Annotated in this window: 24 protein-coding genes; 15 read left to right on the forward strand and 9 right to left on the reverse strand. The window is 55.2% G+C overall.

Annotation, left to right across the window (positions count from 1 at the left end):
* The 12 genes from murD (at position 1) to mutT (ending at position 14,398) form a co-directional block, all read left to right on the forward strand.
* Positions 1–1,317: a UDP-N-acetylmuramoyl-L-alanine--D-glutamate ligase gene (gene murD / locus ACQG22_RS03685; protein WP_023620010.1), complete on the forward strand. Its 1,317-nt coding sequence runs from the start codon at positions 1–3 to the stop codon at positions 1,315–1,317.
* A complete protein-coding gene (ftsW, locus tag ACQG22_RS03690) occupies positions 1,317–2,561 on the forward strand; it encodes a cell division protein FtsW (RefSeq protein WP_013095573.1) in 1,245 nt (414 codons plus the stop codon). The genes murD and ftsW overlap by 1 nt, the downstream gene beginning before the upstream one ends.
* Positions 2,558–3,622, forward strand: coding sequence for an undecaprenyldiphospho-muramoylpentapeptide beta-N-acetylglucosaminyltransferase (gene murG, locus ACQG22_RS03695; protein ID WP_013095574.1), 1,065 nt, complete (start codon positions 2,558–2,560; stop codon positions 3,620–3,622). The genes ftsW and murG overlap by 4 nt, the downstream gene beginning before the upstream one ends.
* Before the next feature lie 58 nt (positions 3,623–3,680).
* Positions 3,681–5,156 (forward strand): UDP-N-acetylmuramate--L-alanine ligase, encoded by a 1,476-nt coding sequence (murC, locus tag ACQG22_RS03700; protein WP_013095575.1) that lies wholly within the window; start codon positions 3,681–3,683, stop codon positions 5,154–5,156.
* Positions 5,149–6,069, forward strand: a complete 921-nt coding sequence (locus tag ACQG22_RS03705; RefSeq protein ID WP_057071073.1) for a D-alanine--D-alanine ligase — start codon at positions 5,149–5,151, stop codon at positions 6,067–6,069. The genes murC and ACQG22_RS03705 overlap by 8 nt, the downstream gene beginning before the upstream one ends.
* A gap of 1 nt (position 6,070) precedes the next feature.
* Positions 6,071–6,913 (forward strand): cell division protein FtsQ, encoded by an 843-nt coding sequence (ftsQ, locus tag ACQG22_RS03710; RefSeq protein WP_013095577.1) that lies wholly within the window; start codon positions 6,071–6,073, stop codon positions 6,911–6,913.
* The gene (gene ftsA, locus ACQG22_RS03715) at positions 6,910–8,166 is read left to right on the forward strand and encodes a cell division protein FtsA (protein ID WP_006173845.1); all 1,257 of its coding nucleotides are present in this window, start codon (positions 6,910–6,912) and stop codon (positions 8,164–8,166) included. The genes ftsQ and ftsA overlap by 4 nt, the downstream gene beginning before the upstream one ends.
* A 63-nt stretch (positions 8,167–8,229) precedes the next feature.
* Positions 8,230–9,381: a cell division protein FtsZ gene (gene ftsZ, locus ACQG22_RS03720; protein WP_008501978.1), complete on the forward strand. Its 1,152-nt coding sequence runs from the start codon at positions 8,230–8,232 to the stop codon at positions 9,379–9,381.
* Between the two features lie 101 nt (positions 9,382–9,482).
* Positions 9,483–10,400, forward strand: a complete 918-nt coding sequence (gene lpxC, locus ACQG22_RS03725) for a UDP-3-O-acyl-N-acetylglucosamine deacetylase (protein ID WP_369706568.1) — start codon at positions 9,483–9,485, stop codon at positions 10,398–10,400.
* 280 nt (positions 10,401–10,680) lie between these two features.
* Positions 10,681–11,184 (forward strand): secA translation cis-regulator SecM, encoded by a 504-nt coding sequence (secM, locus tag ACQG22_RS03730; RefSeq protein WP_029882703.1) that lies wholly within the window; start codon positions 10,681–10,683, stop codon positions 11,182–11,184.
* Positions 11,185–11,243: 59 nt separating this feature from the next.
* A complete protein-coding gene (secA, locus tag ACQG22_RS03735; protein ID WP_013095581.1) occupies positions 11,244–13,949 on the forward strand; it encodes a preprotein translocase subunit SecA in 2,706 nt (901 codons plus the stop codon).
* 56 nt (positions 13,950–14,005) lie between these two features.
* Positions 14,006–14,398 (forward strand): 8-oxo-dGTP diphosphatase MutT, encoded by a 393-nt coding sequence (gene mutT / locus ACQG22_RS03740; RefSeq protein WP_014830654.1) that lies wholly within the window; start codon positions 14,006–14,008, stop codon positions 14,396–14,398.
* 34 nt (positions 14,399–14,432) lie between these two features.
* Here the strand turns inward: mutT and yacG are convergent, their stop codons facing one another.
* The 3 genes from yacG to coaE are packed head-to-tail and all read right to left on the reverse strand — an operon-like array spanning position 14,433 to position 16,000.
* Positions 14,433–14,627, reverse strand: a complete 195-nt coding sequence (gene yacG / locus ACQG22_RS03745) for a DNA gyrase inhibitor YacG (protein ID WP_003856332.1) — start codon at positions 14,625–14,627, stop codon at positions 14,433–14,435.
* Positions 14,628–14,636: 9 nt separating this feature from the next.
* The gene (gene zapD, locus ACQG22_RS03750) at positions 14,637–15,380 is read right to left on the reverse strand and encodes a cell division protein ZapD (protein ID WP_013095583.1); all 744 of its coding nucleotides are present in this window, start codon (positions 15,378–15,380) and stop codon (positions 14,637–14,639) included.
* Positions 15,380–16,000, reverse strand: a complete 621-nt coding sequence (gene coaE / locus ACQG22_RS03755) for a dephospho-CoA kinase (RefSeq protein WP_048972710.1) — start codon at positions 15,998–16,000, stop codon at positions 15,380–15,382. The genes zapD and coaE overlap by 1 nt, the downstream gene beginning before the upstream one ends.
* 228 nt (positions 16,001–16,228) lie before the next feature.
* Here coaE and ACQG22_RS03760 point away from each other — a divergent pair, with 228 nt between their 5' ends.
* Positions 16,229–17,272: a GMP reductase gene (locus ACQG22_RS03760; protein WP_020688503.1), complete on the forward strand. Its 1,044-nt coding sequence runs from the start codon at positions 16,229–16,231 to the stop codon at positions 17,270–17,272.
* A gap of 32 nt (positions 17,273–17,304) precedes the next feature.
* On the opposite strand, the gene hofC is transcribed toward ACQG22_RS03760, so the two are convergent.
* From hofC to nadC, 4 genes are all read right to left on the reverse strand, one after another.
* A complete protein-coding gene (hofC, locus tag ACQG22_RS03765) occupies positions 17,305–18,489 on the reverse strand; it encodes a protein transport protein HofC (protein WP_346721039.1) in 1,185 nt (394 codons plus the stop codon).
* On the reverse strand, positions 18,479–19,861 hold the full coding sequence (gene gspE, locus ACQG22_RS03770; RefSeq protein WP_369706567.1) for a type II secretion system protein GspE: 1,383 nt from the start codon (positions 19,859–19,861) through the stop codon (positions 18,479–18,481). Before gspE ends, hofC begins: the two co-directional genes overlap by 11 nt.
* A 12-nt stretch (positions 19,862–19,873) precedes the next feature.
* Entirely contained in the window at positions 19,874–20,311 is a 438-nt protein-coding gene (gene ppdD, locus ACQG22_RS03775) for a prepilin peptidase-dependent pilin (RefSeq protein ID WP_348569807.1), read from the reverse strand.
* Between the two features lie 176 nt (positions 20,312–20,487).
* Positions 20,488–21,381 carry a carboxylating nicotinate-nucleotide diphosphorylase gene (nadC, locus tag ACQG22_RS03780; protein ID WP_013095589.1) on the reverse strand — a complete coding sequence of 298 codons (894 nt, stop codon included), beginning with the start codon at positions 21,379–21,381 and terminating at the stop codon, positions 20,488–20,490.
* 87 nt (positions 21,382–21,468) lie between these two features.
* Between nadC and ampD the strand changes: the two genes are divergently transcribed.
* Both ampD and ampE read left to right on the forward strand, forming a co-directional pair.
* Positions 21,469–22,020: a 1,6-anhydro-N-acetylmuramyl-L-alanine amidase AmpD gene (gene ampD, locus ACQG22_RS03785; protein ID WP_369706566.1), complete on the forward strand. Its 552-nt coding sequence runs from the start codon at positions 21,469–21,471 to the stop codon at positions 22,018–22,020.
* A gap of 9 nt (positions 22,021–22,029) precedes the next feature.
* Positions 22,030–22,884, forward strand: a complete 855-nt coding sequence (ampE, locus tag ACQG22_RS03790; protein ID WP_020688508.1) for a beta-lactamase regulator AmpE — start codon at positions 22,030–22,032, stop codon at positions 22,882–22,884.
* A gap of 18 nt (positions 22,885–22,902) precedes the next feature.
* Here ampE and ACQG22_RS03795 read toward each other — a convergent pair whose 3' ends face one another.
* Positions 22,903–23,853 carry a glycoside hydrolase family 43 protein gene (locus ACQG22_RS03795; protein WP_038418687.1) on the reverse strand — a complete coding sequence of 317 codons (951 nt, stop codon included), beginning with the start codon at positions 23,851–23,853 and terminating at the stop codon, positions 22,903–22,905.
* Positions 23,846–25,258 (reverse strand): glycoside-pentoside-hexuronide (GPH):cation symporter, encoded by a 1,413-nt coding sequence (locus ACQG22_RS03800; RefSeq protein WP_369706565.1) that lies wholly within the window; start codon positions 25,256–25,258, stop codon positions 23,846–23,848. Before ACQG22_RS03800 ends, ACQG22_RS03795 begins: the two co-directional genes overlap by 8 nt.
* Between the last annotated feature and the right edge of the window lie 134 nt (positions 25,259–25,392).

Consider the following 25,392-nt stretch of genomic DNA (forward strand, 5'->3'; position numbering starts at 1 on the left):
ATGGCAGATTACCAGGGCAAAAAAGTCGTTATCATCGGGTTGGGCCTTACTGGCCTGTCCTGCGTGGACTTTTTCCTTGCGCGCGGCGTGACGCCGCGGGTGATGGATACGCGTGTTTCTCCGCCGGGTCTGGACAAACTGCCGGAACAGGTTGAACGCCACCTTGGTGGTCTGAATGATGACTGGCTGCTGGCAGCCGATCTGATTGTGGCCAGCCCCGGTATGGCGCTGGCGCACCCTTCACTGAGCGCCGCAGCCGATGCGGGCGTTGAGATTGTCGGTGATATCGAGCTGTTCTGCCGCGAAGCGCAGGCGCCTGTTATCGCCATTACCGGCTCTAACGGAAAAAGCACCGTCACTACCCTGGTGGGTGAGATGGCGAAAGCGGCGGGCAAAAATGTCGGCGTTGGCGGCAACATTGGCTTGCCGGCGCTGATGCTGCTGGACAAAGGCTGTGAGCTGTACGTGCTGGAACTCTCCAGCTTCCAGCTGGAAACCACCTCCAGCCTGCATGCGGCCGCGGCCACAATCCTGAACGTGACCGAAGATCATATGGACAGGTATCCATTTGGTCTACAGCAGTATCGCGCAGCCAAACTGCGTATTTATGAAAATGCCAAAGTCTGCGTCGTTAACGCAGATGATGCCCTGACCATGCCGGTACGCGGTGCCGATGACCGCTGCATCAGCTTTGGTATCACCATGGGGGATTATCATCTGAACCGTCAGCTGGGTGAAACCTGGCTGCGGGTGAAAGGTGAGAAAGTGCTGAACGTGAAGGAGATGAAGCTTTCCGGTCAGCATAACTACACCAATGCGCTGGCGGCGCTGGCGCTGGCGGATGCCGTCGGTTTGCCACGCTCCTCCAGCCTGCAGGCGCTAACCACCTTTACCGGACTGGCGCACCGTTTCCAGCTGGCGCTGGAGCATAACGGCGTACGCTGGATCAATGATTCCAAAGCCACCAACGTAGGCAGTACAGAGGCCGCGCTGAATGGTTTGCAGGTGGAAGGTACTCTGCATCTGCTGCTGGGTGGCGACGGTAAGTCCGCCGATTTCACCTCCCTGAAGCAGTATCTTTCCGGCGATAACATCCGTCTCTACTGCTTTGGTCGTGATGGCAGGGAACTGGCGGAATTGCGTCCTGAGATCGCCGAGCAGACCGAAACCATGGAACAGGCAATGCGCCTGATTGCTCCTCGCGTGAAGCCGGGCGATATGGTGCTGCTCTCTCCGGCATGCGCCAGCCTCGATCAATTCAAGAATTTCGAACAGCGTGGTGATCTCTTTACCCGCCTGGCGAAGGAGTTAGGCTGATGCGTTTATCTCTCCCTCGCCTGAAAATGCCGCGCTTCCCAGGATTTGGTGTCCTGGTGTGGTTGTTTGCGGCACTGAAAGGCTGGGTGATGGGCTCTCGTCAGAAAGATAACGACAGCCTGATCATGTACGATCGCACGCTCTTCTGGCTCACCCTGGGGCTGGCGGCGGTCGGCTTTATTATGGTGACGTCAGCATCAATGCCCGTCGGGCAGCGACTGGCGAACGATCCTTTCCTGTTTGCCAAGCGTGATGGTCTGTACATCATCCTGGCGTTCTGTCTTGCGCTGATAACCTTACGTCTGCCAATGGCGTTCTGGCAGCGACACAGTACCGCGATGCTGATCGCCTCGATCATCATGCTGCTGATCGTGCTGGTGGTGGGGAGTTCCGTAAACGGGGCATCGCGCTGGATCGCCTTTGGTCCGCTGCGTATTCAGCCTGCCGAATTTACCAAACTGTCCCTGTTCTGCTACCTGGCGAACTACCTGGTGCGCAAAGTAGATGAAGTGCGTAACAACCTTCGCGGCTTCCTGAAACCGATGGGCGTGATTCTGGTGCTGGCGGTCTTACTGCTGGCGCAGCCTGACCTCGGTACCGTGGTGGTTCTGTTTGTGACGACGCTGGCGATGCTGTTCCTGGCGGGGGCGAAACTGTGGCAGTTCATCGCCATTATCGGGATGGGTATTTCAGCAGTTGTCCTGCTGATCCTTGCTGAACCATACCGTATCCGCCGTGTGACCTCGTTCTGGAACCCGTGGGAAGACCCGTTTGGCAGTGGCTATCAGCTGACGCAGTCACTCATGGCGTTTGGCCGCGGTGAAGTCTGGGGACAAGGCCTGGGCAACTCGGTTCAGAAACTGGAGTATTTACCCGAAGCGCATACTGACTTCATCTTCTCCATTATTGCGGAAGAACTGGGTTATATCGGTGTGGTATTAGCGCTATTAATGGTATTCTTCGTCGCTTTCCGCGCCATGTCGATTGGGCGGAAAGCGCTGGAGATCGATCACCGCTTCTCAGGTTTCTTAGCCTGTTCAATTGGTATCTGGTTTAGCTTCCAGGCATTGGTTAACGTCGGGGCCGCAGCGGGTATGCTGCCGACCAAGGGCCTGACGTTGCCGTTGATCAGTTATGGTGGTTCCAGTCTGTTGATCATGTCGACGGCCATCATGATGTTGTTACGTATAGATTATGAAACGCGTCTGGAAAAAGCCCAGGCGTTTACACGAGGTTCACGATGAATCAACCGAAGCGGTTAATGGTGATGGCAGGCGGTACCGGTGGACATGTGTTCCCGGGGCTGGCGGTTGCGCACCATTTAATGGATCAGGGCTGGCAGGTACGCTGGCTGGGAACCGCAGACCGCATGGAGGCCGACCTGGTACCGAAGCACGGTATTGAGATCGACTTTATTCGTATTTCTGGCCTTCGTGGCAAAGGCATTAAGGCCCAGCTTCTGGCGCCGGTGCGTATTTTCAACGCATGGCGTCAGGCACGCAGCATCATGAAGCGCTTTCAGCCGGATGTGGTGCTGGGCATGGGCGGTTATGTTTCCGGTCCGGGTGGTCTTGCCGCGTGGTCGTTGGGCATTCCCGTTGTACTGCATGAGCAGAATGGTATTGCCGGACTGACCAATAAGTGGCTGGCGAAAATCGCCACCAAAGTGATGCAGGCATTTCCTGGTGCGTTCCCGAAAGCGGACGTCGTCGGGAACCCGGTGCGTGTGGATGTGCTGGCGCTGCCGTTGCCGGATACCCGCATGGCTGGCCGTGAAGGCCCTGTTCGCGTGCTGGTCGTCGGTGGATCGCAGGGCGCACGCATCCTGAACCAGACGATGCCGCAGGTTGCCGCAAAGCTGGGTGATGCCGTGACCATCTGGCATCAAAGCGGAAAAGGCGCTCAGCAGACCGTTGAGCAGGCTTATGCGGCAGAAGGTCAGCCGCAGCACAAAGTGACGGAATTTATCGACGATATGGCGGCAGCGTACGCCTGGGCCGATGTCGTGGTCTGTCGCTCCGGTGCATTAACGGTGAGTGAAATTGCCGCCGCGGGTTTACCGGCTCTGTTTGTGCCGTTCCAGCACAAAGATCGTCAGCAGTACTGGAATGCGCTGCCGCTTGAAAAAGCCGGTGCCGCGAAAATATTCGAGCAGCCACAATTTACCGCCGATGCGGTCGCCACCACCCTGGCGGGCTGGAACCGGGAAACATTAATGGAGATGGCGCAACGTGCACGTGCGGCGGCCATTCCTGATGCAACGGAACGGGTGGCAAAAGAAGTGAGCCTGGCAGCCCAGGCTTAACCCTCGCAGCGCGTGTTGCGCGGCACGAATTTTTTAAGTAGTCGATGGCGTTTAGAGAATGAATACACAACAACTGGCAAAACTGCGTTCAATCGTGCCCGAGATGCGTCGCGTCCGGCACATTCACTTTGTTGGCATCGGTGGTGCTGGCATGGGCGGTATTGCCGAAGTGTTAGCTAACGAAGGCTATCAGATCAGCGGGTCTGACCTGGCGCCAAACCCTGTTACGCAGCAACTGGCGTCGCTTGGGGCGACTATCTATTTCAACCATCGCCCGGAAAACGTGCGCGATGCGAGTGTGGTGGTGGTATCCAGCGCCATCTCCTCTGATAACCCGGAAATCGTGGCCGCGCATGAAGCGCGTATTCCGGTGATCCGCCGCGCGGAAATGCTGGCAGAGCTGATGCGTTTTCGTCACGGGATTGCGATTGCCGGGACGCACGGTAAAACCACGACCACGGCGATGGTTTCCAGTATTTATGCCGAAGCGGGTCTCGACCCGACGTTCGTCAACGGCGGTCTGGTAAAAGCAGCAGGTGTGCATGCGCGTCTGGGCCACAGCCGTTATCTGATTGCGGAAGCGGATGAGAGCGATGCGTCGTTCCTGCATCTGCAGCCGATGGTGGCGATTGTCACTAACATCGAAGCTGACCACATGGATACCTACCAGGGCGACTTCGAGAATTTAAAGCAGACCTTTATCAACTTCCTGCATAACCTGCCGTTCTATGGACGCGCGGTAATGTGTGTGGACGATCCGGTCATTCGCGAGTTGTTGCCGCGGGTTGGTCGTCAGATCACTACCTATGGTTTCAGCGAAGACGCGGATGTCCGCGTGGAAGAGTACAAACAGATTGGTGCGCAGGGGCATTTCACCCTGGCGCGTCAGGACAAAGAGCTGCTGCACGTGACGCTGAACGCACCAGGTCGTCATAACGCCCTGAACGCAGCCGCGGCGGTGGCCGTCGCGACGGAAGAAGGCATTGATGACGATGCGATCCTGCGTGCGCTGGAAAGCTTCCAGGGAACCGGGCGTCGTTTCGACTTCCTTGGCGAATTCCCGCTGGATGCGGTAAACGGTAAACCGGGTACTGCCATGCTGGTAGACGACTATGGCCACCATCCAACCGAAGTGGACGCGACCATTAAGGCCGCACGTGCGGGATGGCCAGAGAAGAACCTGGTGATGATCTTCCAGCCACACCGTTTTACGCGTACGCGCGATCTGTATGACGATTTCGCCAGCGTGCTGTCCCAGGTGGACACATTGCTGATGCTGGATGTTTATTCTGCAGGTGAAACGCCGATCCCAGGCGCGGACAGCCGTTCTCTGTGTCGAACCATTCGCGGACGCGGTAAAGTAGACCCTATTTTGGTTTCGGATCCTGCTCAGGTCGCCGAAATTCTGGCGCCGGTACTGACAGGTAACGATTTGATTCTGATTCAGGGCGCGGGAAATATCGGCAAAATCGCCCGTACCTTAGCTGAAATCAAACTGAAGCCGCAAACTCAGGAGGATGAGCATCATGGCTGATAAGATTGCTGTCCTGTCTGGCGGCACCTCCGCCGAGCGCGAGGTTTCCCTGAATTCAGGCGCTGCGGTACTGGCGGGCCTGCGTGAGGCTGGCGTTAATGCACATCTGGTCGATCCGAAAGAGGTCGATGTAACGCAGCTGAAAGCAATGGGCTTCGATAAAGTCTTTATTGCTCTGCACGGTCGTGGGGGAGAAGACGGTACCCTGCAAGGGTTGCTGGATCTCATCGGTATGCCCTACACCGGCAGCGGCGTGATGGCCTCCGCCATCTCAATGGATAAACTGCGCAGTAAGCTGCTGTGGCAGGGAGCGGGTTTGCCGGTTGCGCCGTGGGTTGCGTTGACGCGCCGCGAATTTGAAATGGGCCTTCAGGATAGCGTTAATGCACGCATTGCTGAGCTGGGCTTACCGGTTATTGTAAAGCCCAGCCGTGAAGGGTCGAGCGTTGGGATGTCCAAAGTTGATAAAGCTGACGATTTATCGTCTGCTTTAGCGCTGGCATTTCAACACGATGAAGAAGTTCTGATTGAAAAATGGCTCAGCGGGCCGGAATTTACCGTGGCGATGCTTGGTGAAGAAATTTTACCGTCGATTCGCATCCAACCTGCTGGCGTCTTCTATGATTATGAGGCGAAGTATCTCTCTGACGAGACGCAATATTTCTGCCCAGCAGGTCTTGAAGCAGAACGTGAAGCGGATTTACAGTCCCTGGTGCTTAAAGCCTGGCATGTTCTTGGTTGCAGTGGCTGGGGACGCATTGATGTGATGCTCGACAGCGATGGGCAATTTTATTTGCTGGAAGCGAATACTTCTCCAGGCATGACCAGCCACAGCCTTGTGCCGATGGCCGCGCGTCAGGCGGGGATGAGCTTCTCGCAGTTAGTCGTACGTATTCTGGACCAGGCGGGCTGATATGTCTCAGGCTGCATTGAACACGCGCAACCGCGATGACGAGGAAGAATATTCTTCTTCACGCCGGAGTAATGGAACGCGTCTTGCAGGGATTATTTTCCTGCTCGGGGTGCTGTGCACCGTGTTTATCAGCGGCTGGATGGTACTGGGCTGGATGGAAGATGCGCAGCGGTTGCCGCTGTCGAAGCTGGTGGTCACCGGTGAACGCCACTACACGCGTAACGATGATATTCGCCAGTCGATTCTGGCACTGGGGTCGCCTGGCACCTTTATGACGCAGGATGTCAACATTATCCAGAGTCAGATTGAACGTCTGCCCTGGATAAAACAGGCGAGTGTAAGAAAGCAATGGCCTGATGAATTGAAGATTCATCTGGTTGAATATGTGCCCATTGCGCGTTGGAATGATCAGCACATGGTTGACGTAGACGGAAATTCCTTCAGCGTCCCGGCCGATCGTGTCAACAAGCAAAATTTACCGATGTTGTATGGTCCTGAAGGCAGCGAAAACGAAGTGTTACAGGGTTTTCGCGAGATGGGGCAAGTGCTGGCGAAGGACAGGTTTACGTTAAAAGAAGCTGCGATGACGGCGCGCCGTTCGTGGCAGCTCACCTTAACGAATGGCATTAAGCTCAACCTTGGCCGCGGCGACACGATGAAGCGTCTGGCGCGTTTTGTAGAACTTTACCCGGTTTTACAGCAGCAGGCACAGACTGACGGCAAACGGATAAGCTACGTTGATTTGCGCTATGACTCAGGCGCAGCAGTCGGTTGGGTACCGGCTCCGGTCGAGGAACCTAATCAGCAACAGAATCAGGCACAGGTACAGGCAGAACAACAATGATCAAGGCGACGGACAGAAAACTGGTAGTTGGACTGGAGATTGGCACCGCGAAGGTTGCCGCTTTAGTAGGGGAAGTTCTGCCCGACGGTATGGTCAATATCATTGGCGTGGGCAGCTGCCCGTCCCGTGGTATGGATAAAGGTGGGGTAAACGATCTTGAGTCGGTGGTGAAATGCGTGCAGCGCGCCATCGATCAGGCTGAATTAATGGCAGATTGCCAGATTTCCTCTGTCTATCTGGCTCTCTCTGGTAAGCATATCAGCTGCCAGAACGAAATCGGCATGGTGCCCATTTCTGAAGAAGAAGTGACGCAGGAAGACGTTGAAAACGTTGTGCATACGGCGAAGTCCGTTCGCGTTCGCGATGAGCATCGCGTGCTGCACGTGATCCCGCAGGAATATGCGATCGACTACCAGGAAGGGATCAAGAACCCGGTTGGTCTGTCTGGCGTGCGTATGCAGGCAAAAGTGCACCTGATCACATGTCACAACGATATGGCGAAGAACATCGTAAAAGCCGTTGAACGTTGTGGCCTGAAAGTTGACCAACTTATTTTCGCCGGTCTGGCGGCAAGCTATTCCGTGCTGACCGAAGATGAACGTGAACTGGGCGTCTGTGTGGTCGATATTGGTGGTGGTACAATGGATATGGCCGTGTATACCGGCGGTGCCCTGCGCCACACCAAAGTGATCCCTTACGCGGGGAACGTGGTGACCAGCGATATTGCCTACGCGTTTGGTACGCCGCCAAGCGATGCAGAAGCGATTAAAGTGCGCCACGGTTGTGCGCTGGGGTCTATCGTTGGCAAAGATGAGAGCGTTGAAGTGCCAAGCGTGGGCGGCCGTCCGCCGCGTAGCCTGCAGCGCCAGACGTTGGCAGAGGTGATTGAGCCACGCTATACCGAGCTGCTCAACCTGGTCAACGAAGAGATTTTGCAGTTACAGGAACAGCTTCGCCAGCAGGGCGTAAAACATCATCTTGCGGCGGGGATTGTATTAACCGGCGGTGCAGCGCAAATTGAAGGTCTTGCGGCCTGTGCGCAGCGTGTGTTCCATACGCAGGTGCGTATTGGCGCACCGCTGAATATTACCGGTTTAACGGATTATGCCCAGGAGCCTTACTATTCAACGGCTGTGGGCCTGCTCCACTACGGGAAAGAATCCCATCTCAGTGGTGAAGCAGAAGTGGAAAAACGCGTCTCAGTGGGGTCGTGGGTCAAACGACTGAACAACTGGCTGCGAAAAGAGTTTTAATTTTTTTAAGAGACCGGAGAGAATTAACGGTCTCGGGCGACAGGCACAACGGAGAGAGAAATTATGTTTGAACCTATGGAACTGACCAACGACGCGGTGATTAAAGTCATCGGCGTCGGTGGCGGCGGCGGTAACGCCGTAGAGCATATGGTGCGCGAGCGCATTGAAGGTGTTGAATTCTTTGCGGTTAACACCGATGCACAGGCACTGCGTAAGACGGCAGTCGGCCAGACTATCCAGATCGGTGGTGGCATCACCAAAGGTCTGGGCGCAGGGGCTAACCCGGAAGTAGGTCGCAATGCGGCTGAAGAAGATCGTGAAGCGCTGCGTGCTGCACTGGAAGGTGCGGACATGGTCTTCATCGCAGCAGGTATGGGTGGCGGTACAGGTACCGGCGCAGCACCTGTTGTGGCTGAAGTGGCTAAAGATTTAGGTATCCTGACCGTCGCTGTCGTGACCAAGCCTTTCAATTTTGAAGGCAAGAAACGTATGGCCTTCGCGGAGCAGGGTATCACCGAGCTGTCCAAGCATGTGGACTCGCTGATCACCATCCCGAACGACAAACTGCTGAAAGTGCTGGGTCGCGGTATCTCTCTGCTGGATGCCTTTGGCGCAGCAAACGACGTGCTGAAAGGCGCGGTTCAGGGTATCGCTGAACTGATTACCCGTCCTGGCCTGATGAACGTTGACTTTGCTGACGTTCGCACCGTGATGTCCGAAATGGGCTACGCGATGATGGGCTCCGGCGTGGCGAGCGGTGAAGACCGTGCGGAAGAAGCAGCAGAAATGGCTATCTCTTCTCCGCTGCTGGAAGATATCGATCTGTCGGGTGCGCGTGGCGTGCTGGTCAACATCACCGCTGGCTTTGACCTGCGTCTGGATGAGTTCGAAACCGTGGGTAACACCATCCGTGCGTTCGCCTCTGACAACGCGACCGTGGTAATCGGTACCTCCCTTGACCCGGAAATGAACGACGAGCTGCGTGTAACGGTTGTTGCTACCGGTATCGGTATGGACAAGCGCCCTGAAATCACTCTGGTGACGAACAAGCAGACTCAGCAACCGGTAATGGATCGTTACCAGCAGCACGGTATGTCTCCTCTGACTCAGGAGCAAAAACCGGCCGCGAAAGTGGTTAATGACCCAACGCCGCAAACGGCGAAAGAGCCAGATTATCTGGATATCCCGGCGTTCCTGCGTAAGCAAGCTGACTAAGAATTGGCTGGAATTTGGGGATTTCCGCTCTTTGTGCTAAACTGGCCCACCGTTAGTGATATACACTCTCGGTTGGATAGTTAATTTGGCGAGATTATACGATGATCAAACAAAGGACACTTAAACGTATCGTTCAGGCGACGGGTGTCGGTTTACATACCGGCAAGAAAGTCACCCTGACGTTACGCCCTGCGCCGGCCAATACCGGGGTCATCTATCGTCGCACCGACTTGAATCCACCGGTAGATTTTCCGGCCGATGCCAAATCTGTGCGTGATACTATGCTCTGTACTTGTCTGGTGAACGAGCATGACGTGCGGATTTCTACCGTAGAGCACCTGAACGCCGCCCTGGCGGGTCTGGGTATCGACAACATTATTGTTGAAGTCAATGCGCCAGAAATCCCGATCATGGATGGTAGTGCTGCTCCGTTCGTTTATCTGTTGCTGGATGCCGGCATCGAAGAACTGAACTGCGCGAAGAAATTTGTTCGCATCAAAGAGACCGTTCGCGTCGAAGATGGCGACAAGTGGGCTGAATTCAAACCGTACAATGGTTTCTCGTTGGACTTCACCATCGATTTTAACCATCCGGCGATTGATGCCAGTACCCAGCGCTATGCGATGAACTTCTCTGCTGATGCGTTTATGCGCCAGATCAGCCGTGCTCGTACTTTCGGCTTCATGCGTGATATCGAATATCTGCAGTCCCGCGGCCTGTGCCTGGGCGGCAGCTTCGATTGTGCCATCGTTGTTGACGATTATCGCGTACTGAACGAAGACGGTCTGCGTTTCGAAGATGAATTCGTTCGCCACAAAATGCTTGATGCAATTGGCGACCTGTTCATGTGTGGTCACAACATTATTGGTGCATTTACCGCGTTCAAATCCGGTCATGCGCTGAATAACAAACTCTTGCAGGCCGTCCTGGCAAAACAGGAAGCCTGGGAGTATGTGACCTTCGAAGACGAAGCTGAACTGCCGCTGGCCTTCAAAGCCCCTGGCCTGGTTCTGGCGTAACGGTTCAAGCCGTTCCGTAAAAAAATCGACTGGTTAACCTGGTACTCTCTCCGACCAGGGAAACCAGTCGTTTTTATTTTTACCTTTCTTCATTTTGCCCCAGCTTCCCCTTTCGCTTAGCAGGCGTAGAAAATCTGTGCGTTAGCTGCATTCTTGACCGTTTTTCCCCGCTGCAGTACGTCATTCCTGCTGCTGTGTATTGGCTTTAGTGGTAATATCTGGGCGCTTAAAAGAATAACTGAACTCAGCCTGTGTAAGACGGGCTTATGTGGTGGAGCAAGTGAGCGGAATTCTGACGCGCTGGCGACAATTTGGCAGACGTTACTTCTGGCCGCATCTCTTATTAGGGATGGTCGCGGCGAGTTTCGGCTTGCCTGCGCTCAGCAACAGCGCCGAAGCTGCCACACCGGCAAAGACGTCAACCACTAAACACGATCTCACCGCGCGCGTTAACTTCACCAATCTTGCGTGGCTTGAAGCCAGCCGCCGTCCTAACTTTTCGGTAGATTACTGGCAGCAGCACGCCATCCGCACGGTTATCCGCCATCTGTCATTTGCAATGGCGCCGCAGGCCATACCGGTTGCTGAAGAGACGCTGCCGGTTCAGGCGCAACACCTTGCGCTGCTGGATACGCTCAACGCGCTGTTGACGCAGGACAGCCAGCCAGCTGTTAGCGTTCCGCAGACAGCGCAATCTGTCGTTGTTTCACCCGCCACATTCTCTGTCTCGACGTGGATAAGCCAGGTTCACGGCATTCGCGCCGGGCCTCAGCGCCTCAGTTAAATTAACCGTTTTCAATACCTTAATTTATCTGCCCGTTATGGGGCGTTTGAGAATTTATTATGCTAATCAAATTATTAACCAAAGTTTTTGGTAGTCGTAACGATCGTACCCTGCGCCGTATGCGCAAAGCTGTCGCTGTCATCAACGGTATGGAACCGGCGATGGAGAAGCTGTCTGATGACGAGCTGAAAGCGAAAACCGCAGAATTCCGCGCACGCCTGGAAAAAGGCGAAACCTTAGAAAGCCTGATCCCGGAAGCCTTCGCGGTTGTGCGTGAAGCGAGTAAACGTGTATTCGGCATGCGTCACTTCGACGTGCAGCTGCTGGGCGGTATGGTGCTTAACGAGCGCTGCATCGCAGAAATGCGTACCGGTGAAGGTAAAACCCTGACCGCGACGCTGCCTGCCTACCTGAACGCACTGACCGGCAAAGGCGTGCACGTCGTGACCGTCAACGACTATCTGGCACAGCGTGACGCCGAAAATAACCGTCCATTGTTCGAATTCCTGGGGATGACCGTCGGCATCAACATGTCCGGTCTTCCTGCGCCAGCCAAGCGCGAAGCGTATAACGCCGATATCACCTACGGTACCAACAACGAATACGGCTTCGACTACCTGCGTGACAACATGGCGTTCAGCCCTGAAGAACGTGTGCAGCGTAAACTGCATTATGCGCTGGTGGATGAGGTGGACTCCATTCTGATCGATGAAGCGCGTACCCCGCTGATCATCTCCGGTCCGGCCGAAGACAGCTCTGATATGTACCGTAAAGTCGACAAAATCATTCCACACCTGCTGCGTCAGGAGAAAGAAGACTCCGATACCTTCCAGGGTGAAGGTCACTTCTCCGTTGATGAAAAAGCGCGCCAGGTGAACCTGACTGAACGTGGTCTGGTTAAAATTGAAGAGCTGTTAGTGGCTGAAGGCATCATGGAAGAGGGTGAGTCTCTCTACTCCCCGAGCAACATCATGCTGATGCACCACGTGACTGCCGCACTGCGCGCCCATGCGCTGTTCACTCGCGACGTCGACTACATCGTCAAAGACGGCGAAGTCATCATCGTTGATGAGCACACCGGCCGTACCATGCAGGGTCGTCGCTGGTCTGACGGTCTGCACCAGGCTGTTGAAGCCAAAGAAGGCGTGGATATTCAAAACGAAAACCAGACGCTGGCGTCTATTACCTTCCAGAACTACTTCCGTCTGTACGAGAAGCTGGCAGGGATGACCGGTACAGCAGATACCGAAGCGTTTGAATTCAGCTCCATCTACAAACTGGATACCGTTGTCGTTCCAACCAACCGTCCAATGATCCGTAAGGACATGCCGGACCTGGTCTACATGACCGAAGCGGAAAAAATTCAGGCAATCATCGAAGATATTCGCGAACGTACTGCTAAAGGCCAGCCGGTTCTGGTGGGGACCATCTCCATCGAGAAATCCGAAGTGGTGTCTAATGAGCTGACCAAAGCGGGTATCAAGCACAACGTACTGAACGCCAAATTCCACGCCAAAGAAGCAGATATCGTTGCGCAGGCGGGTTATCCGGCGGCCGTGACCATCGCCACCAACATGGCGGGTCGTGGTACCGATATTATGCTGGGCGGTAGCTGGCAGGCCGAAGTGGCGGAGCTGGAAAACCCAACGCCGGAACAGATTGCGCAGATCAAAGCCGACTGGCAGGTGCGTCATGACGCGGTTCTGGCATCTGGTGGTCTGCACATCATTGGTACTGAGCGTCACGAATCACGTCGTATCGATAACCAGCTGCGTGGTCGTGCAGGTCGTCAGGGGGATGCCGGTTCTTCCCGCTTCTACCTGTCGATGGAAGATGCGCTGATGCGTATCTTCGCCTCTGACCGTGTTTCCGGCATGATGCGTAAGCTGGGGATGAAACCTGGTGAAGCCATTGAGCACCCATGGGTGACCAAAGCGATTGCCAACGCGCAGCGTAAAGTGGAAAGCCGCAACTTCGATATTCGTAAGCAGCTGCTGGAATATGACGACGTCGCCAACGATCAGCGTCGTGCTATCTATACCCAGCGTAACGAACTGCTGGACGTATCCGACGTGAGCGAAACCATCAACAGCATTCGTGAAGATGTGTTCAAAGCGACTATCGATGCGCACATTCCGCCTCAGTCTCTGGAAGAGATGTGGGATATCGAAGGCCTTCAGGAGCGCCTGAAAAACGACTTCGACCTCGACCTGCCAATCAAAGAGTGGCTGGATAAAGAGCCAGAGCTGCACGAAGAGACCCTGCGCGAGCGTATCTACGAAACCGCGCTGGAGGTATACAAGCGTAAGGAAGAGGTTGTTGGTGCTGAGATGATGCGTCACTTCGAAAAAGGGGTGATGCTGCAGACGCTGGACTCACTGTGGAAAGAGCACCTGGCGGCGATGGACTACCTGCGTCAGGGGATCCACCTGCGTGGCTATGCGCAGAAAGATCCTAAGCAGGAGTACAAGCGCGAATCCTTCTCGATGTTTGCCTCCATGCTGGAGTCGCTGAAATATGAAGTTATCAGCACCCTGAGCAAAGTGCAGGTGCGTATGCCGGAAGAAGTGGAAGCGATGGAGCAACAGCGTCGTGAGGAAGCCGAGCGTCTGGCACAGATGCAGCAGCTTAGCCACCAGACTGACGATAGCGAAGCCGCTGCGGCAATCGCCGCGCAAACTGGCGATCGCAAAGTGGGGCGTAACGATCCGTGCCCATGCGGTTCCGGTAAAAAATATAAGGCGTGCCACGGCCGTCTGAGCTAAGTTCATAAAAAACGAAAAGGCGCAGAAATCTGCGCCTTTTTTATGGAAGTGACAATATGAAAATACTGCAAATTGCTGTCGGGATTATTCGCAACCCGCAAAACCAAATCTTCATTACGCAACGTGCCGCTGACGCCCACATGGCAAACAAGTGGGAGTTTCCTGGCGGGAAAATCGAGTCCGGTGAAACGCCGGAGCAGGCGCTGGTGCGTGAGCTTCAGGAAGAGGTCGGCATCACTCCGATTGGCGCAACGCTGTTTGATAAGCTGGAATACCAGTTTCCGGATCGTCACATCACGCTGTGGTTCTGGCTTGTGGAAAGCTGGGAGGGGGAACCCTGGGGGAAAGAGGGTCAACCGGGTGGCTGGGTTTCGCTTCACGCGAGTGATGCCGAAAAATTTCCTCCGGCAAATGCGCCCGTCATATCCCGGCTAACGGGTAACCAGTAGGCCTGCTAAGCGAAGTGCCAGCAGGCATCTACCGCTACTGCTGGTTTTCGCTCCAGTCATCGCTGTCCGAGAGATCGCCTTCACTTGGAATGCGTTTCTCTTCCGCCGCCCATTCGCCCAGGTCAATTAACTGACAGCGCTTACAGCAGAATGGGCGAAACGGACTCACCTCTCCCCAGACAACAGTTTTGCCACAGGTTGGGCAGTTTACGGTGGTTACATCAGACATAGGCACTCCTTAACAACAGGCCAGTTCAAAATCGAGGCGTTCCGGCACGGTGCCATTTTCACTATCCAGCGGCATAAAGCGAATCGCAAAACGACTCTTATGCCCGGAGATTTGCGGGTAAAGCTGTTCACCCAGAGAGAGATTCAGACGCAGCAGATCCGCATCATCACCGTTGTCCTGGTAGAAACCGTTCAGGCTGGTTTGCTTGCGGAATGGCGCCGAGTTACGGATGAGATCGAGGATCAGGGATAACGTCTGATGCATCGGCTCCAGGCTGTCCAGCCAGCTTTTCACCTGTGCATCACGCTGGACCTGCGGCATATGCAACCACATATGCAGTGTCGGCAGGTCAAAGCTGCAGCAGCCGCCCGGGATACTCAGGCGCTGGCGCACCAGCCCGATTAAGCGGTCTTCGCGCAAAAACTGCCCAACGCGGGGAGCGGCCATCAGCGTACTGCTGCTGTTTTTAAGCTGTTGACGGAGTGAATCAATGCGGCTCTGGTCAACGCCCGGTACTTCGGCCCAGGCCTGTAATTTACGCTGCTGGCGCTCCAGCTCTTTCAGTAGCTCGGTGCGAACGTCGCCTCGTTCAATTACATCCAGAAGATCGCCCACATTGCGGAAGAAGTGCAGCGCCGTCGCATGATCGTTGATGGGCAAATGTTGTGAGAGTTGTTGAATCAGAAATTCGATACGCAGCCAGGTACGCATTTTTTCGTTGAGCGGATGCTCAAAAAGGATGTGGGTCGACATTATGGTTTTTCCTGTGCAACGGCCTGCGCGGCATACGTCAGATACTGCGCGTGCAGGCGGGCAACATCCGATGCAATGGCATCTGGTGCGCCGTTATTATCAATAACATCATCCGCAACGGCAAGGCGCTGAGCGCGCGTGGCCTGAGCGGCAAGAATTTGTTCAGCCTGTTCGCGCGAGACATGGTCGCGCGCCACGGTGCGCTGGATTTGCGTTTCGGGTGAGACATCAATGACCAGTACCCGGTCCGCTTTATTGTGCAGTTGATTCTCTACCAGCAGCGGAACCACCCACAGAACATATGGCGAGCGGGCTGCGGCAATCTGACGCTGGGTTTCCTGGTGGATAATGGGGTGGAGCAGAGCATTAAGCCAGGTCTTTTCTGAAGAATCAGAAAAAATGCACTCACGAAGCTTGCGGCGATTTAGCGTGCCATCCGCGTTGATAATTGCCTGACCAAAATGTGCCTTAATGGCGTTTAGTGCGGGTGTATCTGGCTCTACCACCTGACGGGCAATGATATCGGCATCGATTATGGTGATACCCAGACGAGAAAATGCGTCCGCAACGGTACTTTTCCCGCTACCGATGCCGCCGGTTAATGCGACGATATACCCCATTAAATCAAATCCTGGGAATTATTCATTATTAAAATCAGTTGGTTAAAATTCAAACGTGCGCCAGCCACTGTTTGGCTCTCTTTACCGGCTTTTTACCAGGTAAATTTATAGGATTGTAGCGTAAAAAAAGAGAATTTCGCAGTCTTGCGGAGCAGGTATTAGTGCGTATGATAACGTCACTGGAGTTGTGCTTTTAACATATTTGCCTCTAACCCCAGGAATCCGCACATGCGTATCGAAGAAGATCTGAAGTTAGGTTTCAAAGACGTTCTTATCCGCCCTAAACGCTCTACACTGAAAAGTCGCTCAGACGTTGAACTCGAACGTCAATTCACCTTTAAACATTCCGGTCAGACCTGGTCTGGCGTGCCGATCATCGCAGCCAATATGGATACGGTGGGAACCTTCGAGATGGCGACCGCGCTGGCGAAATTCGATATCCTTACCGCTGTGCATAAGCACTACAGCCCGGAAGAGTGGAATGCCTTTATCGCCTCTGCATCGGACGATGTGGTGAAGCATGTCATGGTTTCCACCGGTACCTCCGATGCCGATTTCGAGAAGACCAAACAGATTCTTAACGCTAACCCGGCGCTCAATTTTGTCTGTATTGATGTGGCAAATGGTTACTCCGAGCACTTCGTGCAGTTTGTCAGCAAGGCGCGTGAGGCCTGGCCCACCAAAACCATTATCGCGGGCAACGTGGTAACCGGTGAAATGTGTGAAGAGCTGATCCTTTCCGGTGCAGACATCGTAAAAGTGGGCATTGGCCCGGGTTCCGTGTGTACCACGCGTGTGAAGACCGGTGTGGGTTACCCGCAACTTTCTGCGGTGATTGAGTGTGCTGATGCCGCGCACGGTCTGGGCGGCCAGATCATCAGCGACGGCGGTTGCACCATGCCGGGTGATGTCGCGAAAGCCTTTGGCGGCGGCGCGGATTTCGTGATGCTTGGCGGCATGCTGGCGGGTCATGAAGAGAGCGGCGGTACCGTGGTTGAAGAGAACGGCGAGAAGTTCATGCTGTTCTACGGCATGAGCTCAGAATCAGCAATGACTCGTCACGTAGGTGGCGTGGCAAAATACCGTGCTGCGGAAGGCAAAACCGTGAAGCTGCCTCTGCGTGGCCCGGTCGAAAACACGGCTCGTGACATCCTGGGCGGCCTGCGTTCCGCATGTACCTACGTTGGGGCATCCCGTCTGAAAGAGCTGACAAAACGTACGACGTTTATCCGCGTTCAGGAGCAGGAAAACCGCGTTTTCAATAGCCTGTAATGTTTCTGCTGGCGTATGTCCGTACGCCAGCGTTATCCCGCGCTCATTGCATCCCCGAGATGGAAAATGGGCAGATACATCGCCACCACCAGCGTACCGATAATCACCCCTGTCACAATCAGCAGCACTGGCTCCAGAAGCGCGGCCAGATTGTCTGCCAGTTGAAAGGTTTGCTCCGTATGATGGCGGGCAAGGTTTTCCAGCATAATGTCGAGTGACCCAGATACCTCCCCGGTGCGTATGAGTTGAATGCACAGCGGGGTAAAGACGGCCGCTTTCTGAAATGAAGACCAGACGGTAAAGCCTTGTTCAATGTCCCCACGAACGCTGCGCAATATACCTTGCCAGTACCGGCTATCAACAGTTTCTTCCGCGCTCTGTAATCCCTGTAAAAAGGGGATGCCCGCCTGCTGGGTGAGTGACAGTACGGTAAAGATCTGCCCCAGTTTTTGCCCTCTTGCCAGCCTTCCCGTCACGGGAATATGCATCAGGATACGTTGCCAGCGCGGATCCCGTCGCAGCGCCCAGGCGATGGCCACGGGAATAAGCAGCAGCACGAACAGGGCGATGGCGTATGTCTGGATAAACGCTGACAGGCCCATGACCATCTGTGTCAGCAGCGGCAGGGGAGTATTAAACGTTTTGTAGATGGCCGCGAACTCCGGCAAGACCAGGGTGACCATGGCCAGAACGACAAGAACGGCCAGCGCCAGGATGATCGTCGGATAGCGCAACGCCTTCTTCACTTTTGCCGTGAGTTGCTGCTGGGATTGTTGCTGCTGAGCGAGCTGACGGCAGCACGTTTCCAGCTTTCCCGTTAGCTCCCCTGTTTTTACCATCGAGACATACAGCGGGCTAAATACCGCAGGCCATCGCTTCAGCGCCTCTGAAAAGGCGCATCCCTCGCTCAGATCATCATTCATGTTTTCAAGCAGCGCCTGCCAGTGTTTGACAGGATGCTGCTCGGCCAGCATTTGCAGACTTTGCGATAACGTCAGGCCAGCCTGCAACAGCGTGGCAAGCTGGCGAAACATCTCATAGCAATGCTGGGGTCGCCAGCGGTGCGTCAGCGAGCATCGGGTGAGCGAAAGTGGATGTAACTCTTTACGCATCAGCCTGACGAAGGCCGTTTCGCGATCTGCCGCCCACAGCACCCCACACAGAGATTCGCCTTCACTGGATAGCGCCCGCCAGCGCCAGAGATGATTAACACTCATTGGTCATTCCCAGCACGCGCAGCAACTCTTCGAGCGTGGTCAGACCTTGCTCAACGGCCAGACAACCCTGCTCAAATAACGATGTCATTCCCGCCTGACGGGCGCTGGCTTCGATGACCTCTATCGAGGCGCCACTGGCGATGGCCTGCCGGAGCGTGGTGTCGATGGCGAGGACTTCAAAAATGGCGACGCGGCCATAAAAGCCGTGATAGCAGCGATCGCAGCCGCCAGGTTGCCAGCGAGGAAGCGGCCGGGGCCATACGGTGCGCGGTAATTCTGCGCGGCTGTTGGCTTCCTGCCGACAGTGAGGACACAGACGACGCACCAGCCGCTGGGCGATCACCAGCGAAAGTGCAGAGGAGATCATCCAGCGTGCAACTCCCATCTGCTGCAGGCGAATGACGGTTTCCGTCGTGGAGTTGGTGTGAAGCGTCGACAGCACCAGATGCCCGGTCTGTGCGGCGTTAATGGCAATCTCTGCCGTTTCACTATCGCGGATTTCGCCTACCATAATGATGTCCGGATCCTGGCGCAGGAGCGCCCGCAGAACGCTCTGAAAGGTTAAGCCCGCACGGGGATTAATCTGCGTTTGGTTCAGCCCCGCAAGCGGGATCTCGATCGGATCTTCCACGCTGCAGATGTTAACGTCAGGGGTATTACGCGCCTGCAATGCGCTATAGAGCGTGACCGTTTTTCCGCTGCCAGTGGGGCCCGTGACCAAAATCAGCCCCTGCGGTTGATGAAGGATCTCGTTAAAGCGGGCCAGCTGTTTCGCACTCATTCCCAGTTTTTCGGGTTCCAGCGCCTGATGAACCTGATGCAGCAGGCGCAGCACAATTTTCTCTCCGCCGCTGCAGGGAAGCGTGGCGATGCGAAAAGAGACCGGCTCGCTTGCCAGTTCAATCGTAAATTGACCATCCTGCGGTAAACGGCGCTCCGCAATATCCAGTTGGCCCAGCACTTTTAAGCGAGCGGTGAGGGTATTTGCCACCGCTGCAGAAAGCGGAGGCAGCGGACAAAGCACACCGTCAATACGCAAGCGGACCTGACAGATATCCCCCATCGGTTCGATATGAATGTCAGATGCGCGCTGGTTGATCGCCTGCTGCAGGGTGTGGTTGAGAATATCCACCGTGTTATGCGGCGTTAAAACAACCGGGAGGTGTGATTGCGCGGTTAACTGCCGGTGTTTTTCCATGCGCTCCGCTGTCCAGCATTCAATATCAATACGTTTTTGCGTGGCGAAACGTAGCGCTTCCATCATTTCAGCGGCGGGATTGCCCACGACGGCGATGCTAATCATGTCGGCGTCGCTGGTCAGCAGCAAAGCATGGTGGCGCTGGCACAGGGTGACGAGTTGATCTGAATTCATTATCCGCCCCTGTCAGTTACTGTCGAAACGGAAAACATCTTCGCAGGCCTCTTTGAGCGCACCGTCGTTGCTGATATTGCAGCTACGTTTCCAGCCCGTCATACCGTTGCCACTACTCCATTGCGGCGTCATCACCACCTCAAGTCCGTTAAGGCTCTCCTGCCCGGTTAACGACACGACGCCCTGCGTCACGCTCATTCCCGAGACATAGCGTGTTGTCGTTGGAGAAGGGATACCGTTACTGCCGCCGTCGCAGCTCGTCACGCCGCCATGTTCCAGGGCACAAAGTTCAATCGCCGTGCGATAGGGCACGAACGTTTGCAGCATGTCGGTCAGGGCCGCTTTTCGCAGGTAGTTCTGGTAGGCGGGAATACCAATGGCGCTCAGGATGGCAATAATGCCGATTACCACCATCAGCTCAATGAGCGTGAAGCCATGTTGTCTGTTCATATCTGCTCCTCAGGGTTAAGTGGCGCTACTCTGACAGCGGGGAAAAAAGCAGACGAGGGGCAAAAAATGGAACGTGAAGCGGCGTTCAGGGAATTTGTACTTACTTGCAGAGAAGAACAGAGAGATTGCGAGGAGGGCTGAAATTTCCCCTCTCCAGGCAGAGAGGGGAGACGACGTTATTTGAAGCGCATGGAGAGATCGAGGGCGCGAACGTGCTTGGTCAGCGCCCCGACAGAAATGTAGTCCACGCCGGTTTCGGCGAATTCACGGATCGTTTCGAAGGTGACGTTCCCTGAAACTTCGAGCTGTGCCTGGCCGTTGGTGAGCTTCACCGCCTCGCGCATCTGTGCTGTTTCAAAGTTATCGAGCATGATGATATCGGCACCGGCCTTGATGGCCTGCTCCAGCTCTTCGAGGTTTTCAACTTCCACTTCAACCGGCACATCCGGGTGCAGCCAGAAGGCTTTCTCCACCGCCTGACGCACGGAGCCAGAGGCAATAATGTGGTTCTCTTTAATCAGGAAGGCGTCGGACAACCCCAGACGGTGGTTGGCTCCCCCGCCACAAAGCACCGCGTACTTTAATGCCGTGCGCAGACCTGGCAGCGTTTTACGGGTGTCCAGCAGTTGCGTATGGGTACCGGCCAGCAGGTCAACGTAACGACGCACTTCGCTTGCCACCCCTGACAGAGTCTGCACAAAGTTAAGCGCGGTACGTTCACCGGTCAGCAGCACGCGGGACGGGCCTTCAAGCTCAAACAGCGGCTGGTTTGCGGTAATGGCGTCACCGTCTTCAACATGCCAGGTGATTTGCACCTCATCGCCGGCCAGTTGAGTAAAGACCTCTTCAACCCAGCGCTTGCCGCAAAACACGCCATCTTCACGGGTGATGATCACGGCGTGTGAGCGTGTCTCTTTCGGCAATAATTGTGCGGTAATATCGTTGTCCGCGCTGACGTCACCGCCCAGATCTTCTTTCAAAGCATGGGCAACGCTTGCCGGAATATCCATATTAATACGTTCCAGAAGCGCTTCACGTCGGTGGTCGGGGTTGTAGCGGCGAGGCGGCATGATAAAACTCCAAATTGGTAACGAATCATAATATTGAAACATGCTACTCTGAACCGAGTAACAGCACCATACATAAGGAGTTCCAGCATGTTGTTAGAAGACGGATGGCTGGTGGATGCGCGGCGTGTACCCTCACCGCACCACGATGGCCGCCCGGAGGATGAAAAGCCCACACTGCTGGTGGTTCATAACATTAGTCTCCCGCCGGGTGAGTTTGGCGGTCCGTGGATCGATGCGTTATTCACGGGAACGATAGATCCCGATGCCCATCCTTTCTTTGCTGAGATTGCGCATCTGCGCGTATCGGCGCACTGCCTGATCCGTCGCGATGGCGAAGTGGTTCAGTATGTTCCTTTTGATAAGCGCGCCTGGCATGCGGGTGTCTCGATGTATCAGGGGCGCGAGCGTTGCAATGACTTCTCTATTGGGATTGAGCTGGAAGGCACGGACACCACCCCTTATACCGATGCACAGTACCAGCGGTTGGCGGATATCACCCAAACGCTCATCAGGCTTTACCCTGCGATTGCAGAGAACATGACGGGACACTGTGATATCGCCCCGGCGCGAAAAACCGATCCTGGCCCTGCATTTGACTGGCCCCGGTTTCGCGCCATGCTTACCGCGTCGCCAGAATAAGGAGATAACATGACGTTGTTTACCATGCTGCTGGTCATCATCGCAGAACGCTTGTTCAAACTCGGTGAGCACTGGCATCTGGATCACCGGCTGGAGGTGCTTTTCCGCCGGATTAACCATTTTTCCATGCTGCGTACGCTGCTGATGACCGCGGGCGTGATGGTGATTACGTTCTTGCTGCTGCGCTCGTTATACGGCCTCTTTTTCAACGTGCCGCTACTGGTGGTGTGGATCCTGCTCGGTGTGCTGTGTATTGGCGCAGGCAAGGTGCGTATGCACTATCACGCTTATCTGAAAGCCGCTTCCCGTGATGATGCGCATGCACGTAGCGCCATGGCCAGCGAGCTGACGATGATCCACGGCGTGCCGCCGGATTGCGATGAACGCGAGTTCCTGCGTGAACTGCAAAACGCGCTGCTGTGGATCAACTTCCGCTACTACCTGGCGCCGCTGTTCTGGTTTGTGGTGGGGGGCCCGTGGGGGCCGGTACTGCTGATGGGATATGCGTTCCTGCGCGCCTGGCAGACCTGGCTTGCCCGCTATCTCACCCCGCATGAACGTTTGCTCTCCGGCATTGATGCGATCCTGCACGTGCTCGACTGGCTTCCGGTTCGTCTGGTGGGTGTGGTCTACGCGCTTATTGGCCACGGCGAAAAAGCGCTCCCGGCGTGGTTCGCCTCGCTTGGCGACCGTCATACCTCGCAGTACCAGGTGCTGACACGCCTGGCGCAGTTCTCTCTGGCGCGTGAGCCGCATACCGACAAGATAGAAACGCCGAAAGCGGCGGTCTCGATGGCGAAGAAAACGTCGTTTGTGGTGGTCGTTATCGTAGCGTTGCTAACCATTTACGGCACGCTGGTCTGAACCCGCGTGCCGTAGCGGTTAAGGCGTATCTGCAGGCGGGATGCCAAAATCAGGCATCCCGTTTTCGTGCCAGCGGACGAGCTTCAGGCGGGTATGACGATTGGGGTCATAAAGCGGATCGCCTTCAATTTCGGTGTAATTTCGCGCGTGATACACCAGCACATCTTCTCCTTCCGGCGTTTGCGTAAAGCTGTTATGGCCTGGCCCATACTGGCGGTTTTCGTAGCTGGTGACGAAGACCGGGCGCGAGGCCTTGTGCCAGTTCGCAGGATTTTGCGGATCGGCATTGATCTCTGTCCACAGCAGTCCCATGCAGTAGTTCTCGTCGGTCGCGCTGGCGGAATAGCTGATAAACAACTTGTCGCCGTGGAACAGCACCGCCGGGCCTTCGTTGACCCAGAAGCCGCGGCACTCCCAGTCATATTCCGGTTTACTGAGCATCACCGGCTCGCCTTTCAGCGTCCACGGGTTCTCCATTTCACATAAATAGAGATTGGAGTTGCCGGAGATATCCGGGGCTTTTTGCGCCCACAGATACCAGCGTTTCCCCTGATGCACGAACGTGGTCGCGTCCAGCGCAAAGGTGTCGAATGGCGTTTTTACCTGGCCTTTTTCAGTCCACGTGCCGGTTAGCGGGTCGCGGTCGGCACACTCCAGCACAAACATGCGGTGCTGGAACATGCCCAGACCATCCAGCGCCTGGGTGTGCGCGGCGGCAAAATAGATGTACCACTTACCGTCGATATGATGCAGTTCCGGTGCCCAGATAAGCTGGCTCATTGGGCCGGTCTCCGGTTTGCGCCATACGACCACCTCGTCGGCACTGCGCAAACCTTCCAGCGACGCTGCCCGGCGGATCGCCAGCCTGTCGTATTGCGGCACGGAGGCGATAAAATAATATTGCCCTTCATGACGCAGAATGTACGGGTCAGCGCGTTGTTCTATAAACGGGTTAGGCCAGTTATGCATGCGGCGTTCCTTCTTTTGTTTCGGCTCTCGTTTCCTGCCAGGCGTTCAGTTCGCTGTAGTTGGTGCGGCGTTTATCCAGGTCGAGCTGGATCTGTTTCATGGTTTCCCGATCCACTTTCAGCAGTCGTACTACGCCCGCAGTGATCAAATACCCCACACCCGGGATCACGGTAAACAGCAGAACGATCCCGTTAATGGCCTCTGCGCTTTGCGCTTTCGCACCGGCGTCGTAGCCATACCATGAGAGCAGGAAGCCCACCATCGCGCCAGCAATCGCCAGCCCCAGCTTGAGGAAGAAGATATTGCCCGAGAAGCTGATCCCGGTGATGCGTTTACCGGTTTTCCACTCGCCATAGTCGTCCACATCGGCCATTAGCGACCAGTGCAGCGGAGATGGGATCTGGTGAAGAATGTTAAGCAGGAAGTAGAGCACCACGATGGTGACGGTCGCTTTCGGGTCGAAGAAATAGAACGCGCAGGAGAAAAGCGCCAGCACGATGTTGGTCCAGAAGAACACTTTCAGTTTACACCAGCGGTCGGTCAGCACTTTCGCCAGCATACTGCCGAGCATCATCCCCACCACGCCCAGGCTGATAAACAGGGTGGCAAAGTGAGTGCTCTGGCCCATTACCCAGGTGACGTAATACATGGTGGCCGCCATGCGGATAAAGCCCGGGCAGACGTTGCAGAGGGTCAGCAGCAGAATGCGTACCCACTGGTCGTTTTTCCACACGTCCTTCAGATCGTTTTTCAGCTCATCATGGGTCTGCACCGCCGGACGTACGCGCTCGCGCACGGTGGCGAAGCAGAACAGGAACATACAGGTACCAATCAGCGCCAGCACGGTCATCGCCATCTGGTAGCCTTTGGCTTTGTTATCGCCACCAAACCAGTCGGCCATCGGCAGGAGCGTGAGCGACAGTAAAAGCGTGGCAATACCCACCATCACAAAGCGATAGGACTGGCAGGCCACGCGCTCTTTTGGGTCATTGGTGATCACGCCGCCCAACGAGCAGTAGGGAATGTTGATGGCCGTATAGGTTAACGAGAGCAGGAAGTAGGTCACAAAGGCATAGATAACTTTGCTGTTATAGCTCCAGTCAGGCGTGGTGAACATCAGGATACTGAACAGCGCATAGGGGAACGCAATCCACAAAAGCCATGGACGAAACCGCCCATATTTACTGCGGGTACGGTCCGCGATGGCCCCCATAATCGGGTCCGTAACGGCATCAATGACGCGCACGGACAGCAGCAACACGCCGACCAGCGCAGGTGCCAGCCCAAAAATATCGGTATAAAAATAATTAACAAACAACATGATGGCGCCGAAGATGATATTGCATCCTGCATCGCCCATCCCATAGCCGATCTTCTCTTTTACTGACAGTTTATTGTTATCCATTGACTGCTCTCCGGGTGACGGTATGGAGAGAATTATTTGCTGGCTAATCGATATATGCGTTGCAGTATCAGGGCGGTGATATGGATAAAGCGGCTGACGAGGTGAATTTGTGAGGAAGGTAACAAACGCTCAGC

This window comes from Enterobacter cloacae complex sp. 309I3, from assembly GCF_050031595.1.
GTDB lineage: Bacteria > Pseudomonadota > Gammaproteobacteria > Enterobacterales > Enterobacteriaceae > Enterobacter > Enterobacter cloacae.

Bases quoted from the DNA above. Each gene is read 5' to 3' on its own strand.
- murD (WP_023620010.1), top strand. From the start codon at position 1: ATGGCAGATTACCAGGGCAAAAAAGTCGTTATCATCGGGTTGGGCCTT.
- ftsW (WP_013095573.1), top strand. From the start codon at position 1,317: ATGCGTTTATCTCTCCCTCGCCTGAAAATGCCGCGCTTCCCAGGATTT.
- murG (WP_013095574.1), top strand. From the start codon at position 2,558: ATGAATCAACCGAAGCGGTTAATGGTGATGGCAGGCGGTACCGGTGGA.
- murC (WP_013095575.1), top strand. From the start codon at position 3,681: ATGAATACACAACAACTGGCAAAACTGCGTTCAATCGTGCCCGAGATG.
- ACQG22_RS03705 (WP_057071073.1), top strand. From the start codon at position 5,149: ATGGCTGATAAGATTGCTGTCCTGTCTGGCGGCACCTCCGCCGAGCGC.
- ftsQ (WP_013095577.1), top strand. From the start codon at position 6,071: ATGTCTCAGGCTGCATTGAACACGCGCAACCGCGATGACGAGGAAGAA.
- ftsA (WP_006173845.1), top strand. From the start codon at position 6,910: ATGATCAAGGCGACGGACAGAAAACTGGTAGTTGGACTGGAGATTGGC.
- ftsZ (WP_008501978.1), top strand. From the start codon at position 8,230: ATGTTTGAACCTATGGAACTGACCAACGACGCGGTGATTAAAGTCATC.
- lpxC (WP_369706568.1), top strand. From the start codon at position 9,483: ATGATCAAACAAAGGACACTTAAACGTATCGTTCAGGCGACGGGTGTC.
- secA (WP_013095581.1), top strand. From the start codon at position 11,244: ATGCTAATCAAATTATTAACCAAAGTTTTTGGTAGTCGTAACGATCGT.
- mutT (WP_014830654.1), top strand. From the start codon at position 14,006: ATGAAAATACTGCAAATTGCTGTCGGGATTATTCGCAACCCGCAAAAC.
- yacG (WP_003856332.1), bottom strand. From the start codon at position 14,627: ATGTCTGATGTAACCACCGTAAACTGCCCAACCTGTGGCAAAACTGTT.
- zapD (WP_013095583.1), bottom strand. From the start codon at position 15,380: ATGTCGACCCACATCCTTTTTGAGCATCCGCTCAACGAAAAAATGCGT.
- coaE (WP_048972710.1), bottom strand. From the start codon at position 16,000: ATGGGGTATATCGTCGCATTAACCGGCGGCATCGGTAGCGGGAAAAGT.
- ACQG22_RS03760 (WP_020688503.1), top strand. From the start codon at position 16,229: ATGCGTATCGAAGAAGATCTGAAGTTAGGTTTCAAAGACGTTCTTATC.
- hofC (WP_346721039.1), bottom strand. From the start codon at position 18,489: ATGAGTGTTAATCATCTCTGGCGCTGGCGGGCGCTATCCAGTGAAGGC.
- gspE (WP_369706567.1), bottom strand. From the start codon at position 19,861: ATGAATTCAGATCAACTCGTCACCCTGTGCCAGCGCCACCATGCTTTG.
- ppdD (WP_348569807.1), bottom strand. From the start codon at position 20,311: ATGAACAGACAACATGGCTTCACGCTCATTGAGCTGATGGTGGTAATC.
- nadC (WP_013095589.1), bottom strand. From the start codon at position 21,381: ATGCCGCCTCGCCGCTACAACCCCGACCACCGACGTGAAGCGCTTCTG.
- ampD (WP_369706566.1), top strand. From the start codon at position 21,469: ATGTTGTTAGAAGACGGATGGCTGGTGGATGCGCGGCGTGTACCCTCA.
- ampE (WP_020688508.1), top strand. From the start codon at position 22,030: ATGACGTTGTTTACCATGCTGCTGGTCATCATCGCAGAACGCTTGTTC.
- ACQG22_RS03795 (WP_038418687.1), bottom strand. From the start codon at position 23,853: ATGCATAACTGGCCTAACCCGTTTATAGAACAACGCGCTGACCCGTAC.
- ACQG22_RS03800 (WP_369706565.1), bottom strand. From the start codon at position 25,258: ATGGATAACAATAAACTGTCAGTAAAAGAGAAGATCGGCTATGGGATG.